The sequence below is a fragment of the Brevibacterium sp. W7.2 genome, assembly GCF_018137945.1.
In the GTDB taxonomy this organism is placed as follows: domain Bacteria; phylum Actinomycetota; class Actinomycetes; order Actinomycetales; family Brevibacteriaceae; genus Brevibacterium; species Brevibacterium sanguinis.
The window spans coordinates 1925671-1941066 of sequence record NZ_CP073089.1 but is presented as its reverse complement, the minus strand read 5'-3'; the positions used below and the strand labels follow the sequence as shown (position 1 = coordinate 1941066).

General features: G+C 69.8%; 13 protein-coding genes. 3 read left to right on the top strand and 10 right to left on the bottom strand.

Annotated elements, in window-relative coordinates:
* Window positions 1–80 precede the first annotated feature (80 nt).
* Both J9315_RS08650 and secA2 read left to right on the top strand, forming a co-directional pair.
* Window positions 81–1790, top strand: coding sequence for a 5'-3' exonuclease H3TH domain-containing protein (locus J9315_RS08650; protein WP_232623595.1), 1710 nt, complete (start codon window positions 81–83; stop codon window positions 1788–1790).
* 1 nt (window position 1791) lies between these two features.
* Window positions 1792–4053, top strand: a complete 2262-nt coding sequence (gene secA2, locus J9315_RS08645) for an accessory Sec system translocase SecA2 (protein ID WP_198498777.1) — start codon at window positions 1792–1794, stop codon at window positions 4051–4053.
* 54 nt (window positions 4054–4107) lie between these two features.
* Here the strand turns inward: secA2 and J9315_RS08640 are convergent, their stop codons facing one another.
* From J9315_RS08640 to J9315_RS08620, 5 genes are all read right to left on the bottom strand, one after another.
* Window positions 4108–6798: a DEAD/DEAH box helicase gene (locus J9315_RS08640; protein WP_198498778.1), complete on the bottom strand. Its 2691-nt coding sequence runs from the start codon at window positions 6796–6798 to the stop codon at window positions 4108–4110.
* Window positions 6795–7583 carry a twin-arginine translocase subunit TatC gene (gene tatC / locus J9315_RS08635; RefSeq protein WP_171006939.1) on the bottom strand — a complete coding sequence of 263 codons (789 nt, stop codon included), beginning with the start codon at window positions 7581–7583 and terminating at the stop codon, window positions 6795–6797. Before tatC ends, J9315_RS08640 begins: the two co-directional genes overlap by 4 nt.
* 56 nt (window positions 7584–7639) lie before the next feature.
* Entirely contained in the window at window positions 7640–7921 is a 282-nt protein-coding gene (tatA, locus tag J9315_RS08630) for a Sec-independent protein translocase subunit TatA (RefSeq protein WP_232623596.1), read from the bottom strand.
* A gap of 74 nt (window positions 7922–7995) precedes the next feature.
* Window positions 7996–8883: a WYL domain-containing protein gene (locus J9315_RS08625; protein ID WP_198498779.1), complete on the bottom strand. Its 888-nt coding sequence runs from the start codon at window positions 8881–8883 to the stop codon at window positions 7996–7998.
* Window positions 8867–9880: a WYL domain-containing protein gene (locus J9315_RS08620; RefSeq protein ID WP_232623597.1), complete on the bottom strand. Its 1014-nt coding sequence runs from the start codon at window positions 9878–9880 to the stop codon at window positions 8867–8869. Before J9315_RS08620 ends, J9315_RS08625 begins: the two co-directional genes overlap by 17 nt.
* Before the next feature lie 51 nt (window positions 9881–9931).
* Between J9315_RS08620 and J9315_RS08615 the strand changes: the two genes are divergently transcribed.
* The gene (locus tag J9315_RS08615; RefSeq protein WP_198498780.1) at window positions 9932–11068 is read left to right on the top strand and encodes a DUF3866 family protein; all 1137 of its coding nucleotides are present in this window, start codon (window positions 9932–9934) and stop codon (window positions 11066–11068) included.
* Between the two features lie 12 nt (window positions 11069–11080).
* On the opposite strand, the gene J9315_RS08610 is transcribed toward J9315_RS08615, so the two are convergent.
* The 5 genes from J9315_RS08610 to prcB form a co-directional block, all read right to left on the bottom strand.
* Window positions 11081–11455 (bottom strand): FKBP-type peptidyl-prolyl cis-trans isomerase, encoded by a 375-nt coding sequence (locus J9315_RS08610; RefSeq protein WP_198498781.1) that lies wholly within the window; start codon window positions 11453–11455, stop codon window positions 11081–11083.
* 61 nt (window positions 11456–11516) lie between these two features.
* Window positions 11517–12473 (bottom strand): FKBP-type peptidyl-prolyl cis-trans isomerase, encoded by a 957-nt coding sequence (locus tag J9315_RS08605; RefSeq protein WP_232623598.1) that lies wholly within the window; start codon window positions 12471–12473, stop codon window positions 11517–11519.
* A 33-nt stretch (window positions 12474–12506) separates the two neighbouring features.
* Window positions 12507–13910 (bottom strand): Pup--protein ligase, encoded by a 1404-nt coding sequence (pafA, locus tag J9315_RS08600; RefSeq protein WP_332839524.1) that lies wholly within the window; start codon window positions 13908–13910, stop codon window positions 12507–12509.
* Entirely contained in the window at window positions 13910–14599 is a 690-nt protein-coding gene (prcA, locus tag J9315_RS08595; protein WP_198498782.1) for a proteasome subunit alpha, read from the bottom strand. Before prcA ends, pafA begins: the two co-directional genes overlap by 1 nt.
* Complete coding sequence (gene prcB / locus J9315_RS08590; RefSeq protein ID WP_198498783.1) at window positions 14596–15396, bottom strand: proteasome subunit beta; 801 nt, start codon at window positions 15394–15396, stop codon at window positions 14596–14598. Before prcB ends, prcA begins: the two co-directional genes overlap by 4 nt.

Genomic DNA, 15396 nt, shown 5'->3' with positions numbered 1-15396 from the left:
GCCGCCAGGCTACACCTGCCGCCGCGCACCGCGCGCATCGGGCGTCGCGGTGTCAGCGCCGTCGGGTATCGTCGGGGACTGTGAAGCCTTTGGTACTCGTCGACACGCCCGCGCTCTACTACCGCGCCTACTATTCGGTGCCGGATTCGATCGTCAACGACGAGGGCCAGCCGGTCAACGCCGTCCGCGGAGTCATCGACGCCATCGCCCAGATGATCCGCCGCTTCTCCTCGGCGCGGGTGATCGCGACGATGGACGCCGACTGGCGCCCGGAGTTCCGCACCCGGATCATGCCCGAGTACAAGGCGGCCCGGATCAAGGACGCCGAGGCCGGCACGGAGATCCCTCCCGAACTCGACGCCCAGCTGCCGATCATGCGTCGGGTGCTCGCGGCCGCCGGCATTCCCATCGCCGAGGTGGAAGGGACCGAGGCCGACGACGTCATCGCCACTCTCGCCGCGGAGTCGACGACCCCGGTCGTCATCGTCTCCCCCGACCGGGACCTGCTCGCCCTCCTCGACGCCGAGCGCGACATCAGCGTGCTGCGCCCGCGCAAGGGCGGCGAATGGGAGGCCATCGGCGCCGCCGACCTCCCGGCGCTCTACGGGGTCGCGACCGGCCTGCGCTACCGTGAGCTCGCCGCGCTGCGCGGCGACCCCTCCGACGGGCTGCCGGGCGCGCCGGGCATCGGGGAGAAGACCGCCGCCACCCTGCTGACGAGCTTCGGCTCGCTGTCCGGCATCATCTCCGCGGCCAAGGCAGGGGTCAAGGACGGGGGTCTGAGCCCGAAGCGGGCGACGACGATCGTCGACTCCGAGGAGACGCTGCTCAAGACCGTCGACGTGATGACGTGCCTGACCGACGTCGCCCACGGTCTCGATCTCACGGCGCTGCCCCACCCGGTCGACGCCGACGCCGTGACGGCGGCCGCGGCGGGACAGAACATCACCCGCTCCGTCGACAACCTGCTCGCGGCCCTGAGCGAAGCCGCCCGCGACGGCGCCGCCCCGGCGGCGGACACAGCGGCCGTGCCCGCGCCGGGGCCTGCCTCGAGTGCTGCCACCGCGCCGCCGTGGCCGCAGGCCCGCCTCATCGGCTTCGACCTCGAGACGACGGGGGTCGAACCGGCGACCGCGCGCATCGTCACCGCCGCGCTCGTCGAGGACCCCGACCGCGTCGAGATGTGGCTGGCCGATCCCGGCATCGAGATCCCCGAGTCCGCCCGCGCCGTCCACGGCATCACCACGGAGTACGCGCAGGCCAACGGCTCCCCCGCCGTCGAGGTCGTCACCGCCCTGTGCTCAGCGTTCGCCGGCTTCCGCGACGAGGGCGCCGTCGTCGTCGGACACAACATCGTCTACGACCTCAGCGTCCTCGACGCCGAGGTCCGGCGCCACCGCCCCGACCTCACGCTGAGCGAGCTGCTGCCGGCGATCGTCGACACCTTCGTCATCGACCGGCACGTCGACCGGTACCGCAAGGGCAAGCGCACCCTGACCGCGACCGCCGAGGCATGGCACGTCGCCCTCCTCGACGCCCACGACGCGGCCGCCGACGCGCGCGCCGCCCTGGACATCTCCCGAGCGATCGCTGACAGCTCGGTGGAGATCGCGGGACTGACCGGGCCGCAGATCATGGCCGCCCAGCGGGACTGGAAGCGCGCTCAGGCCGCGGATCTCCAGTCGTTCCTGCGCCGCAAGGGCAACGCCGAGGCGGTCGTCGACGGGTCATGGCCGATCGCCGTCGAGGATAGAATCGACTCTCGACCCCCGCAACAGACAGGACGATGACTTGGGACTCCTTTCCCGTTTGCTCAACCGCCCGGGCGCGCAGGCCGAGAAGGCCACCGGCTGGTTCGAGAAGGCCACCGCGGACATCGACGCCGCCGGCGCCGAATTCGCCGATCTCAGCGATGCCGAACTCACCGAGGCGGCCAGTGAGGTCTTCGCCAGCGGCGGAGCCAAGGACACGCTCATCCGATACGCCGCACTCGCCCGCGAAGCCGCCGAACGCACCCTCGGCGAACGCGCCTACGACACGCAGCTGACCGGTCTCGTCGGTCTCCTCCAGGGCCACATCGTCCAGATGGCCACCGGTGAGGGCAAGACCCTCGTCGGCGCCCTCGCTGCCGCCGGGTACGCGCTCCAGGGCCGCCGGGTCCACGTCGTCAGCGTCAACGACTACCTCGCGGTGCGCGACCGCAGCTGGATGCAGCCGGTCTTCGACCTCCTCGGCGTGACCTCCGCGGCGATCTCCGCTGCCCAGGACGACGCCGAGCGCCGCGCCGCCTACCGTGCCGAGGTGCTCTACGCCTCGGTCACCGAGGTCGGCTTCGACGTGTTGCGCGACCGCTTCGTCCTCGACGATGACGACATCAGGGTCGCCGAACGCGACGTCGTCATCGTCGACGAGGCCGACTCCGTCCTCATCGACGAAGCCAGGGTCCCCCTCGTCCTCGCCGGCTCCTCGAGCATCGAGGACGGCAACGAGCGCATCGCCGCGCTCGTCGAGACCCTCCACCCGGGCGTCGACTACGAGATCAGCCCCGACCGCCGCGCGGTGTCCCTGACCGACGACGGCGTCACCCGCGTCGAGGACGAACTCGGGGTCGAGCTCTACGGCGACGGCGCGGCAGACCTCGCCGCCGTCAACCTCGCCCTCTACGCCAAGGCGCTCGTCAAACGCGACGTCGACTACCTCGTCGTCGACGGAGCGATCAAGCTCATCTCCGCCTCCCGCGGCCGCGTCGCCGAACTCCAGCGCTGGCCCGACGGCCTCCAGGCCGCCGTCGAGGCCAAGGAGAAGCTCGTGACCACCGAGAGCGGGGAGATCCTCGACCAGATGACGGTCGAAGAGCTCATCCACGGCTATGCCACCGTGTGCGGGATGACCGGAACGGCGCTCGCCGTCGGCGACGACCTCCGCGAGTTCTACTCACTCGAGATCGTCCCCGTCGACACGCATCTGCCCGTCATCCGCGATGACGAACCCGACCGGCTCTACACGTATCAGGAGTCGAAGGAGCGGGCCATCGTCGAGGAGGTCGTCGAGAACCACACGAAGGGCCGCCCCGTGCTCATCGGCACCTCCTCGGTGGCCGAAAGCGAATCCCTGGCCGCCCGCCTCATCGACCGCGGCGTCGACGTCGCCGTCCTCAATGCCAAGGACGACTCGGCCGAAGCCGCGATCATCGGCGATGCCGGACGCGCCGGCGCCGTGACCGTGTCGACCCAGATGGCCGGGCGCGGCACCGACATCCGCCTCGCCGACGACGAGGTCGCCGAGGCCGGCGGGCTGCTCGTCATCGGCGCCGGACGCTACCTCTCCTCCCGCCTCGACGACCAGCTGCGCGGTCGTGCCGGACGGCAGGGGGATCCGGGATCATCGGTGTTCTTCACAAGCCTCGAGGACGAGCTCCTCACCCGCGTCCCGGAGATCCAGCGCTTCGTCACCGAGGGCGATGAGAACGGATGGATCGAATCGAAGCGGGCCCTCACCCTCGTCGAGCACGCCCAGCGGGTCGCGGAGGGGCAGAACACGGCCCTGCACCGCGACACGTGGCGGTTCAACGAGCTCATGGCCAAGCAGCGCGAACTCGTCCTCGCCCGCCGCCGGGAGCTGCGGGAGGACAACGAGGCCATCGACGAGCTCAGGGAGCGCCTCGGGGACACGGTGACCGACCTCGAGAAGGAGCATTCGACCGACCTCATCGATGAGAGCCTGCGCTCCGTGCTCCTCTTCCACCTCGACGCCCGGTGGGTCGACCATCTCGCGTTCCTCAACGACCTGCGGGAGGGCATCCACCTGCGCACCTTCGCGAAGGAGAAGCCGCACGAGGCGTTCAACACGGAGTCGATCCGCGTGTTCTCCTCGTTCTGGTCCGATGTCCTCGACGACTCGCAGGCCACGGTCGAGGAAGCGGAGTTCACCGACACCGGGATCGACCTCGCCTCCCACGGCCTCAAGCGCCCCTCGTCGACGTGGACCTATCTGACGACGGAGAACGCCTTCGGCTCCGACATCGAGAACATCGTCAAGCGCATCCGCCGCTGAGGCGCCGGCTCGCGAGGCAGGGGTACGCGAGCCGGCGGCTCGCGCGTCGTCGCCTCAGGAGTCGTCGGCGACGACGCCGCGGCGCACCGCATCGATGGTCCGGCGGATGCGCACCGCGGTCTCCGGGGTGACGACCTCGGTGAGCTGTCCGAGGAGGTCGAGCGTCTGCTTCGCCCAGCGGACGAAGTCGCCGGCGGCGATGTCCGTGCCCCTCAGGGACTCGGCGAGGTTCTTGCCCTCCGTCCACCGGTACATCGGAGTGAACAGCCCGCGGTCGGGTTCCGGCGTCGGGGTCAGCGCGTGCTGCTCCTCGAGCCGGTAGAGCTCCTTCCACAGGTCGATCGCCTCATCGCCTGCGACCTTGAGGTCGCGGCTGGGGGCGCGTTCGGCGTGGAAGCTCTCGCTGCGCCGGGCCTGGTAGACGAAGCTCGAGGCGAAGGCCGCGAGTTCGGGTTCCGTGAGCCTGTCCCAGAGGCCGGCGCGGACCGTCAGCGCCACGAGGAGGTCGCGCTCCCCGTAGATGCGGCGCAGCATGTCAGAATGCTCCGGGTCGAACCCGAGCGTCGCCAGCACCTCCTGCACGCGTTCGAAGACGAGGGCGATCGAGGTCGTGCGTCCCTCGATGCGCTTGATGAGCGACGCGTTCTCCTTCTGCAGCTTCGCCGCGCGATTGGCCCACCGGGCGTGCATCTCGCGGTCGGGACAGTCATGGCAGGGATGGGCCCGCAGCCGCGCCTGGAGTTCGGCGACCGTCGTGCTCACCCCGGTGCCCGTCGGGGTCGAGACCCAGTGCGCGTCACGGTCGACGCGGCCGTCGGCGATCGCCTCGGCGAGGATGCCGAGCAGCACCCGCCGGTCGGCGGCCTGCCGGTGATTGAACTTCTTCGGCACCTTGATCCGCCCCATCGAGGCGACCGGTTCGGTGACCTCGTGGGGACGCAGATGCCAGACCTTGCCCTGTTCGGTGAGCACCGTCGGCAGCCGGGAGACCCCGTCGCGGGAGCTCATCGGGGCGATGATCACCGCGGTGCCCTCGACGCGCTTCGTCGGCAGGGTGATGACATCGCCGACCTTGAGCGCGGTCAGCGATTCGACGATGTCCCGCTGCTTCGTCTTCGACTTCGTCCGCGTCTCCTGCTTCTCCGTCTCGGAGATCTGCTGCCGCAGCCGCGCGTACTCGCCGAAGTCGCCGCGGTCGCACTGCATCGACGTCTCGTACGCCGCGATCGTCGCTTCGTTCTTCCGGACCTTCCGGGCCAGACCGACGACGGCCTTGTCGGCCTGGAACTGGGCGAACGAGGTCTCGAGCACCTTCGCCGCGTCGGCGGGACTCATCCGGGAGAGCAGGTTCGCCGTCATGTTGTATGTCGGACCGAACGCCGAGCTCAGCGCGTACGAGCGGTTCGAGGCGAGACCGGCGACCTCGCTGATGTCCATCGTCGGATGCCACACGACGACGGCGTGGCCGATCCGGTCGATGCCGCGGCGGCCGGCGCGGCCGGTCAGCTGCGTGTACTCCCCCGGGGTGATCGACGCATGGGCTTCGCCGTTGAACTTCACGAGCTTCTCGAGGACGACGGTGCGGGCGGGCATGTTGATGCCCAGCGCCAGGGTCTCCGTGGCGAAGACGACCTTGATGACGCCGGCGGAGAAGAGCTCCTCGACGAGTTCCTTGAACTGCGGGATCATCCCGGCATGGTGGGCGGCCACGCCGAGGAGGAGCCCCTCGCGGAACGAGTGGTAGCCGAGGATTCCGAGGTCCTCGGCGGGCAGTTCGTCGCGCAGTCGCTCGAGCGCGGCGTTGACGATGACCTTGTCCTCACGCGTGTTGAGGTCGGCCCCTGTGGCGATGTACTGCTCGACGGCTTCGTCGCAGCCGTTGCGGGAGAAGATGAACATGATCGCCGGCAGCATCCCCGCCTCGGCGAGGGAGGCGACGATCTGCGTGCGGCTGGGCCGGCGGAAGCGGGCCTTGGCCCCGCGCTCGCGCTTCGACCGCGGTCCCCCGTACGTCCGGGTGGCGTGGGAGAGGGCGGGATCGATGCGCTCGGAGTCGTGGTGGGTGAAGAGGTCGTACATGCGGTGCCCGACGAGCGCGTGGTTGACCAGCGGCACCGGACGGTGCGAGGTCGAGATCACCGTCGTCGGCCCGCGGACCTCGCGCAGCCACGCCCCGAACTCCTCGACGTTCGACACCGTCGCCGAGAGCGAGACGACCTGGACGCGTTCGGGCAGGTGGATGATGACCTCTTCCCACACGGGCCCGCGGAAGCGGTCGGCGAGGTAGTGGACCTCGTCGAGGACGACGAAGCCGAGGTCGTCGAGGCCCTCGGGGTCGTTGTAGAGCATGTTGCGCAGCACTTCGGTCGTCATGACGATGATCGGCGCATCGCGCCGGATCGACGTGTCACCGGTGAGGAGGCCGACGTTCTCCGCCCCGTGGACGGCGACGAGATCGGCGAACTTCTGATTGCTCAGGGCCTTGATCGGGGTCGTGTAGAAGACCCGCTTGCCCTCGTCCATCGCGAGGTCGACGGCGAATTCGGCGATGATCGTCTTGCCCGCCCCGGTGGGCGCGGTGACGAGGACGTCCTTGCCCTCCTGCAGTTCGGTGCAGGCCTCGAGCTGGAAGTCGTCGAGGGCGAAGTCGGTGCGGGCGATGAACCGTCCCAGCGGCGTCTGGTCGCGTTCGGCGCGGGCCCGGAACTCCGCATACGCGGCGGCCGGACTCTGGGAGTCGTTCATCGCTGTCCCTTCTCATCGTCGTCGTCGAGTTCGTCCGGGTCGACCCAGACGCCCTGGGCGACGAGCTTGCGCTTGCGTCTGCGGTCGCCGAGCACGCAGATCCCCCACGCCAGGCAGAAGAGCGTGAGCATGGGGATGACGAGGAAGAACATCGACATCGCATCGGGGGTGGGGGTGGCGACGGCGGCGAAGACGAAGGTGATCATCACGATGATGCGCCAGGACTTGCGGATCCGCGTCGCCGAGAGGATGCCGAGCATGTTGAGTCCGACCATGAGGACGGGCAGCACGAAGGCGAGGCCGAAGACGACGATGATGACCATGACGAAGTTGAGGTAGTCCTGCGCCGGGATGATGTTCGTCGCGCCAGAGGGCGTGAACGAGGTCAGGGCCTTGACGGCGTTCGGCAGCGCGAAGAACGCCATCGCGGCGCCCGCGAGGAAGAGCGGGACGGCGGCGCCGAGGAACCCGAACGAGTAGCGCTTCTCCTTCTTCGTCAGGCCGGGGACGACGAACGCCCAGACCTGATAGAGCCAGATCGGGCACGAGATGAAGAGGCCGATGAAGAACGAGAGCTTGATCTTCATGTCGAACGGCGAGGCGACGCCGGCGAAGTTGACCTGCGCCACCCGACCGGTGGAGTCGTTGATCGTCCTCACCGGCTCCTGGAGGATGTCGAGGACCGGGTCGTAGAGGAACCAGCCGCCGATGGCGCCGAGGAGGATGGCGACGGCCGCGATGACGAACCGGTTGCGCAGTTCGATGAGATGCCCCATGACGGGCATCTTCTTCTCAGGGTTCTTCTTCCGTGAGGACAGGCCGCTCCGTTCGCTGTGGGATTTCACTTCTCGCGAGACTGCGGATCCTGGTTCGGCTGCGCCGCGGACGGGTTCGGCGCGGCATCAGGCGTGGTGCGCGGGGCCGACTGGTCGGACTCTCGTCCCAGCTGACCCGGTTCGGTGGTCTTCTCTTCGTTGTCATCGCTGCGGAGGTCCTTGACCTCGGACTTGAAGATCTTCAGCGACTGGCCGAGGCTCCTGGCCAGCATCGGCAGCTTGGGAGCACCGAAGATGAGGATGATGACGATGACCACCACGGCGATGTGCATGGGGCTTAAGTTCATGAGAGCTCCTAGGCTTGTGACTGCTCCTGGCAATTCTACGCTGTGCGGCTGAGCCTTTCATCCGCGCGCGCCGATCAGCCGAGGCGCTCCCGGGCGGCGGCCACCGCGGCCGGCGCGTCGATGGCGGAGACGACGTCGGCATGGCCGAGGAGGAACCGGGCCAGCCAGTCGCGGGAGTGAACGGTGAGACGGATCTCGACGCTGCCGTCGCCGTCGACGCCGTACGTCCGCTCACGGACGTCGAGCTCGTCGGCGAGCCACGCCCCGGCCGCGGTCAGGGTCATCGTCACCTCGGTCGGCGCCTCGGGGGCGGCACCCTCGTGCATCGGCGGATGCGCGGTCTCCGTCCAGGCGCGGATCCGGGACAGGGCGAAGCGGCGCGGGCCCTGCGCGGAGTAGCACCACGCATCGAGATACCAGTCGGCCCCGGGCACGAGCCGCGTGGGGGCGATGGTGCGCGTGGTCAGTTCGTCGCGGGACTCGACGTAGTAGTCGATCTCGACGGCCGCCTCGGCGGCGATGAACCCCTTGAGCGCGCTCATCAGCTCCTCGTCGGCGGGGACGGGATCGACGTCGACGGGGGTGTGGAGGTTCTCCCCTGCCGCGACCCGCAGCTTCGCCGCCGCCGTGCGCACCGCCTCGGCGTCGAGTCCCGGCAGGGCGGCGATGAGCTCGAGGGCGAGGACGAGGACACCGGCCTCCTCGGCGCTCAGGCGCACGGGGACGGAGACCTCCTCGGCGTTGGAGATAAAGATCTTCCCGCCGTCCCACGTCGCGTCGATGAGGTCGTCGGGCATGTGGCCGGGACGACCGGTGACGAAGAGGAGCTCGAGGTCGTCGATGAGGGTCGCCGCGTCGATGCCGAAGTACGCCGCCGTCTCCTCGAGGTCGGCGCCGGGGTGGGCGTCGAGGTAGGGCACGAGGCTGAGCAGCCGGGTGAGCCTCTCACGCGCTGAGGACACTGCGACCTCCCAAGCGGTCGAGGGAATCGGCGATCGTCTCCCGGCGCGCCTGCACCGCGCGGACGAGCTCGGCGGGCCCGCGGACCTCGACGGCGTCGCCGAAGCCGACGATCTCGGCGGCGAGCGTCTGGGCGTCGGAGTACTCGACGATGATGTCCTCGCCGTCCTCGCGCACCCGGCGCCGGCGCAGCGGATCGGCCCGGTGGGCGGCGAGGCGCAGCCGCGCCTCGGTGACGACGGCCATCTCGGTGCTCGCCTGGAGGCTGACCGCGGGCGCGAAGTCGGCGGGGATCTCGTAGTCCCCGGGCTCCCGTCCGCCGAGCTTGGTGAGCTTCCCCTCGATCCGGGTGAGCCGGAACGTGCGTTCGGCACCCCGGTCGAGGTCGAAGCCGATGAGGTAGACCCGGTCCCCGCGGCTGAGCAGGGCGTAGGGTTCGAGGCGCACCTTCCGCGGGCTCTGCCCGGGCTTGTGGTACTTGAAGCTCACCGCTTCCCGGGCGTTGATGTGGTGGAGGGCGGTGGCGAAGTTGACGTTGCCGAGTTTGCTCGCCGCCCCCGGGCCGATGCTCAGCCCCTGCCCGGCGGTGAGCTCGATGCCGAGCGCCCGCAGCTTCGTCAGGGCCTGCGCACTCGAGGCGCCGAGTTCGGTGTCGGACCAGAAGCGCGCGGCCACGGCCACCGCTGCCGCCTCGGCGGGGGTGAGATCGACATCGCCCATCGCATAGTCGTCGGTGGAGATCCGGTACCCGGTCTCCCCGACATCGGAGTACGCGTCGTGCTCGCCGCGGGTCGCGATCGTGATCCCCATGTGCCGCAGCAGCTCCTTGTCGCGGGAGAACTTGCGGTCGAAGGCGGCGTCGTCGAGGTCGCCGTAGCCGTCGATGGCGCTCATCAGGGTCGTCCGGGACACCCAGCCGCGGGCCGCCCGCAGGGCGATGAGCAGGTTCATCAGCCGCTCGGTCTGCTGCCGCTGGCGGCTGGCGCGTTGTGTGTTCACAGCATCCACCGTAACCCACCGCCACAGGGATCGGGCGATAGGGTTGGGACCATGATTCATTGGCGCACAGGCACTGTCGCAGGCATCCGCTCCTCCCGTCCCGGCCTCACCGAGGTCGACGCCGACCTCGATCGGCCGCTGCCGGGCACGGATGTGGCCCGGATCAGGGCGATCGCCTACACCGAGGCGGTCGGCACGCCGCAGGTCGGCGACACCGTCCTGCTCAACGTCTCCGCGCTCGCGAAGCGGCTCGGCACCGGCGGCTTCGGCCTCATCGTGGCGTTGCCCGACCGTCTGCCCGCGGACCCGGCCCCGGGTCCCGGCCATCTCGTCAAGGACCGCTACTCCCCCCTGCAGACGATGGTCCTCGGCGTCGACGATCAGGAGTCGGAGCATCATGAGACCCTCGCCGCGGCGGACTCGATCGACGGCATGCCCGTCGTCGTCGCCGACCTCCACTCCGCGCTGCCGGCGATCGTCGCCGGCATCCGCGCCGTCGATCCGACGCTGCGCATCGCCTACATCCTCACCGACGGCGCGGCGCTGCCGGCCGCGTTCTCCCAGGCCGTGGCCGGTCTCACCGCTGCCGGGTGGATCGCCGGCAGCATCAGCACGGGTCAGTCGTGGGGTGCTGATCACGAGGCGGTGACGATCCACACCGGCCTGCTCGCGGCCAAGCACGTCCTCGGCGCCGACATCGCCGTCGTCGCGCAGGGACCGGGCAACCTCGGAACGGGAACGAAGTACGGGTTCTCCGGTCTCGTCGTCGGCGAGCACCTCAACGCCGCCGCCCTCCTCGGCGGCATCCCCGTCGGGGTGCTGCGGATGTCGAACGCCGACGCCCGGGGCCGGCATTTCGGGATCTCCCACCATACGCTCACCGCGCTCGCCGAGGTGGCCCGTCCGGGCGTGCGGGTGCCGGTGCCCGACTTCGCGACGCTGCCGGAGACCGACCGCGCCGCCATGGATCCCGACCCGCAGGTCATCGCCGAAGTGGTCGCCGACCAGCTGCCGCAGCTGCGCGACCATGAGCTCGTCGACGTCGATCTCACCGGGCTGTGGGCGGCCCTGGAGGACAGCCCCGTGGGCCTGTCGACGATGGGACGCAGACTGCCCGCCGATGCGGCAGCGTTCCTCGCTGCCGCCGCGGCGGGCAGGTATGCGGCGGGGCTCGTCTCCCCCGCCTGAGTCGGCGTCGGCTCAGCGGACGCCTTCGAGGTCGCAGACGAAGATCAGCGACTCGCCGGGCTTGATGACCCCGCCGGCACCCTGATCGCCGTAGGCGAGGTGCGCGGGGATCTGCAGGGTGCGGCGGCCGCCGACCTTCATCCCCTGGATGCCCTGGTCCCAGCCGGCGATGACCATGCCGGAGCCGAGACGGAACTCGAGCGGGGTGCCGCGGTTGTACGAGGCGTCGAACTCCTCGCCCGTCGAGTGGGCGACGCCGACGTAGTTGACGCTCACGGTGTCCCCGGGCTTCGCCTCGGGGCCGTCGCCGATGATGTCGTCGACGATGACGAGCTCCGTGGGAGCCTCCCCGCCGGGGAATTCGACTTCGGGCTTCTGCTTGGCCATGGTGTTCCTCCTTGGTGGTGGACTGCAGCGCCTGACCGGGCGGTCGAGCGCTCGTGCCGTCTCAGCCGTCGGCCGAGAGGATGTCGATGACGAAGATCAGCGTCGCGTTCTCCGGGATCTTCGGCGGGCTGCCGGCCGAGCCGTACCCCTTGTCCGGGGGAATGACGAGGACGATCTGGCTGCCGACCTTGTGCCCGATGAGGCCTTCGTTCCAGCCGTCGATGACGTTGGCCTGACCCACCGGGGAGACGGGGAACGGCTGGCTGCCCTCGGGCCAGTTCGAGTCGAACGGCTGCGACGTGTCGTCCCACAGCCATCCGGTGTACTTCACGGCGACGGTCTGGCCCTCCTTGACCTCGGGGCCGGTGCCCTCGATCGTCGTGAACGACTGGAGGTCGCTCGGCTTGTCGCCGGTGGGAGCGGTGATCTTCGGTTCGCCGTTGTCCTCCCACGTCACGGTCACGGGGTTGCCGGACTGGTCGGCCTCCTCGCCCTCGGCGCGGGTGAGCGGCTGCGAGGTCTTCTCGATGTCGATGACGTAGATGAGCGTCTGGCTCGGCTGACCCTGCTGGGGGCTGCCGTTGAGGGTCATGAGCACCCGGGAGCCGACCTTCTTGCCCTCGATCGCGGTGTAGAGGTCCTCGGAGATCTGGGACTTGTCCATGGGGAACCCGGCGGGCGAACCCGAGTCGTAGCTCGACTCGATGACCTCGCCGGTGACGCCGGAGACCAGCGTCATCTGCGCGGTGACCTGCTCGCCGGCGGCCACCGGATCGCCGTCGCCCTCGCTGAGCACCTTCGCCTCGGTCGATTCGACGACGAGCGGGGCGGTGAACTCCACTGTCGGCTTCTCGCCCGGATCGCCGTCGACGGTGATGTCGTCGAGGCTCGTCGACTTCGCGTCCTGGGCGGGCACGGAGGCCGGAGCGCTCGCTCCGCTGTCGTCGGGCTCGGACGACCCGCAGGCCGAGAGCAGCAGCACGGCTGCCGCGATGGCGCTGAGCACTGTGGTGCGCACGTGGTTCCTTTCGTCGGAATGTTCCAGACGATCCTACAGGCCGGCGATGAGAGCTTCCGCCTGCGGATGCGTCGGAGAGAAGGGATCCTTGAGCGCCACGGCGCGGCCCGATTCGTCGTTGAGGCGCAGGTGGACCCAGTCGACGGTGTAGTCGCGGCGGGCGTCGTGGGCGGCGCGGATGAACTCTCCGCGCACGGCCGCCCGCGTCGTCTGCGGCGGAGCCTCCTTCGCCGCGTCCTGGGCCTGCCGGCTGACGAGGCTCTTCGCCAGGCCCGCCGCCTCGAGTCTGGGGAAGAGCCCGGTGGCCGGGGTGATGTCGTGGTAGGCGATGTCGAGACGCTGGATCTGCGGGTCGCTCAGCCCGATGTCACCGCGGGCCATCGCCCGGTCGATGAGCGTGCGCTTGATCACCCAGTCGATCTCGGTGTCGACGCCCGCGAAGTCCTGCGCCTCGACGGCGGTGAGCATCCGCGACCACAGGTCGATGACGTAGGCGGCCAGCGCCTCGTCGCCGAGGCTGTGGTCACCGGTCTCGACGAGGTGGGCCGCCCGGTCCCGGTAGTCGGCGAGCAGTCCCAGCGGCGTCGTCGTCGACCCGTCGCTGCGTTCGAGGACGGTCCTGCCCGTGAGGTCGCGGGCGATGACGCGGATGTCGCGGACGGGGTGGCGCAGCCCGTGGTCGGGGAGGCGCGCCCCCTGTTCGATGAGGTCGAGCATGAGCACGGCGGAGCCGAGCTTGAGCGCCGAGGTGGCCGTCGACATCGAGGAGTCGCCGACGATGACGTGGAGCCGGCGGTACTTCTCCGCATCCGCGTGCGGTTCGTCGCGGGCGTTGATGATCGGCCGCGACCGGGTCGTCGCCGAGGACAGGCCCTCCCACATGACATCGGAGCGGGCGGAGAGGCCGAAGGTCATGTCCGTGCGCGTGACGTCCTCGTCGGGATGGAAGGAGGAGGTGCGGGGAATGATCGCCCCGGCCCCGACGAGCAGCTGCCGGGTGACGAGGAAGGGCAGGAGCACGGTGGTCAGCCGGTTGAAGTCGAGGCCGCGCCGGATGAGGAAGTTCTCGTGCGAGCCGTAGGAGTTGCCCGCCGCATCCGTGTTGTTCTTCACCATGTGGATCCGCCCGGTCAGCCCGTCGGCGGCCAGGGCCTCCTGCGCCTGATCGAGGAGGTCGATCATCAGCGCCTCGCCGGCCCTGTCCTGGGCGAGCAGGTCGGGCAGCGAATCGCATTCGGCCGTCGCGTACTCCGGGTGGGAGCCGACGTCGAGGTAGAGGCGGGAGCCGTTGGGGAGGAAGACGTTCGACGACCGCCCCCAGCTGACGACCGGTCGGAAGAGGTAGCGGGCGATCTCCTCGGGACCGATCCGCCGCCGGTCCTCCCCCGGGGTGTGGGCGAGCCCGTACTCGGTCTCGAGCCCGTAGATGCGGGCCATCAGTCCGACCTGAGCTCGGCCAGGGCGGCATCGGAGAGCCGCCGGAAGGTGCGATGTCCGGGCACCTCGCGGTCGAGCACGGCGGCTTCGAGGTCGTCGACGGGCAGCGGACCCGAACCGGCGGCCTTGAGCGCCTCGACGCCGAGGTCGACGACCGCGGTGAGCGGCTTGGCGCTCGTGACGATCCCCTTGAGGCGGGCGGTGATCGCATCGGCCTGACCGCCGATGGCCACGTGCTCCGTCTCATCGATGACGGACCCGTCGTAGGTGATCCGATAGAGCTGGTCGGTCGCGGCGGTCCGGCCGAGCTCGGCGACGACGAGTTCGACCTCGAAGGGCTTCGACTCGGTCGTGAACACCCCGGCCAGTGTCTGGGCGTAGGCGTTCGTCAGTCCCCGGGCGGTGACGTCGCTGCGGTCGTAGGAGTAGCCGCGCAGGTCCGCGTAGCGGACCCCGGCCTGCCGCAGCGTCTCGAACTCGTTGTACTTGCCGACGGCGGCGAAGCCGATGCGGTCGTAGATCTCGGCGATCTTGTGCAGCGTCGGCGAAGGGTTCTCGGCGAGCAGGAGGATGCCCGTGTCGTAGCGGAGGACGACGACGGACCGGCCGCGGGCGATGCCCTTGCGCGCGAAGTCCGCCCGATCCTTCATCAGCTGTTCGGGTGAGACGTAGAACGGTGCCTGAGTCATGCCTGTGCCTTCCGCGTCCGCTCCGCGACCACCTCGGCGGCGGTGGCGAGCACCCGGTCGGCGGGGACCTCCCTGACCCCGGTGCCGAGTTCGACGGTGAAGACCGTCGGGGCGAGCTTCCGCACGAAGTCCGGTCCCCCGGTCGCCGAATCGTCGTCGGAGGCGTCGAAGAGGGCTTCGACGGCGACGGTGAGCGCGGCATCGGGCTCGAGTCCGGGCTCCCAGAGCTTCTTCAGCGCACCCCGGGCGAACCCGGAGCCCGAGCCGATCGCGTGGAAGCGGTGCTCCTCGTACTTGCCGCCGGTGATGTCGAAGCTGAAGATCTGACCCTGGGGGCGGGAGTCGTCGACGCCGGCGAACATCGGCACGACGCTCAGTCCCTGCATCGCCAGTCCGAGGTTGCCGCGCAGCATCGCCGCGAGCCGGTTGGCCTTCCCACCGAGGGAGAGCCGGGCGTCCTCGATCTTCTCGTAGTGCTCGAGCTCGAGCTGGAAGAGCCGGATGAGGTCGAGGGCGACACCGGCGGTGCCGGCGATGCCGATGACGGAGTAGTCGTCGGCGGGACGCACCTTCTCCATCGCGTGGGAGGCGATCATGTTCCCGATCGTCGCCCGCCGGTCGCCGGCCATGAGGACGCCGGAGCCGGTGTGGAACGCGACGATCGTCGTCGCGTGCGGCAGCTGCTCGCTCATCGCAGAGCCCTGCGGCTGCGGCAGCGCGTCCGGGGCGAGGTCCCGGATGAGGTCGATGAAGGAGTTGCTCGTCGAGCTGAGGAATGCAGGCGGGAACCCTGCCAT

Bases quoted from the DNA above. Each gene is read 5' to 3' on its own strand.
- prcB (WP_198498783.1), bottom strand. From the start codon at position 15,396: ATGGCAGGGTTCCCGCCTGCATTCCTCAGCTCGACGAGCAACTCCTTC.
- pafA (WP_332839524.1), bottom strand. From the start codon at position 13,910: ATGGCCCGCATCTACGGGCTCGAGACCGAGTACGGGCTCGCCCACACC.
- prcA (WP_198498782.1), bottom strand. From the start codon at position 14,599: ATGACTCAGGCACCGTTCTACGTCTCACCCGAACAGCTGATGAAGGAT.
- J9315_RS08640 (WP_198498778.1), bottom strand. From the start codon at position 6,798: ATGAACGACTCCCAGAGTCCGGCCGCCGCGTATGCGGAGTTCCGGGCC.
- J9315_RS08615 (WP_198498780.1), top strand. From the start codon at position 9,932: ATGATTCATTGGCGCACAGGCACTGTCGCAGGCATCCGCTCCTCCCGT.
- tatC (WP_171006939.1), bottom strand. From the start codon at position 7,583: ATGCCCGTCATGGGGCATCTCATCGAACTGCGCAACCGGTTCGTCATC.
- tatA (WP_232623596.1), bottom strand. From the start codon at position 7,921: ATGAACTTAAGCCCCATGCACATCGCCGTGGTGGTCATCGTCATCATC.
- J9315_RS08610 (WP_198498781.1), bottom strand. From the start codon at position 11,455: ATGGCCAAGCAGAAGCCCGAAGTCGAATTCCCCGGCGGGGAGGCTCCC.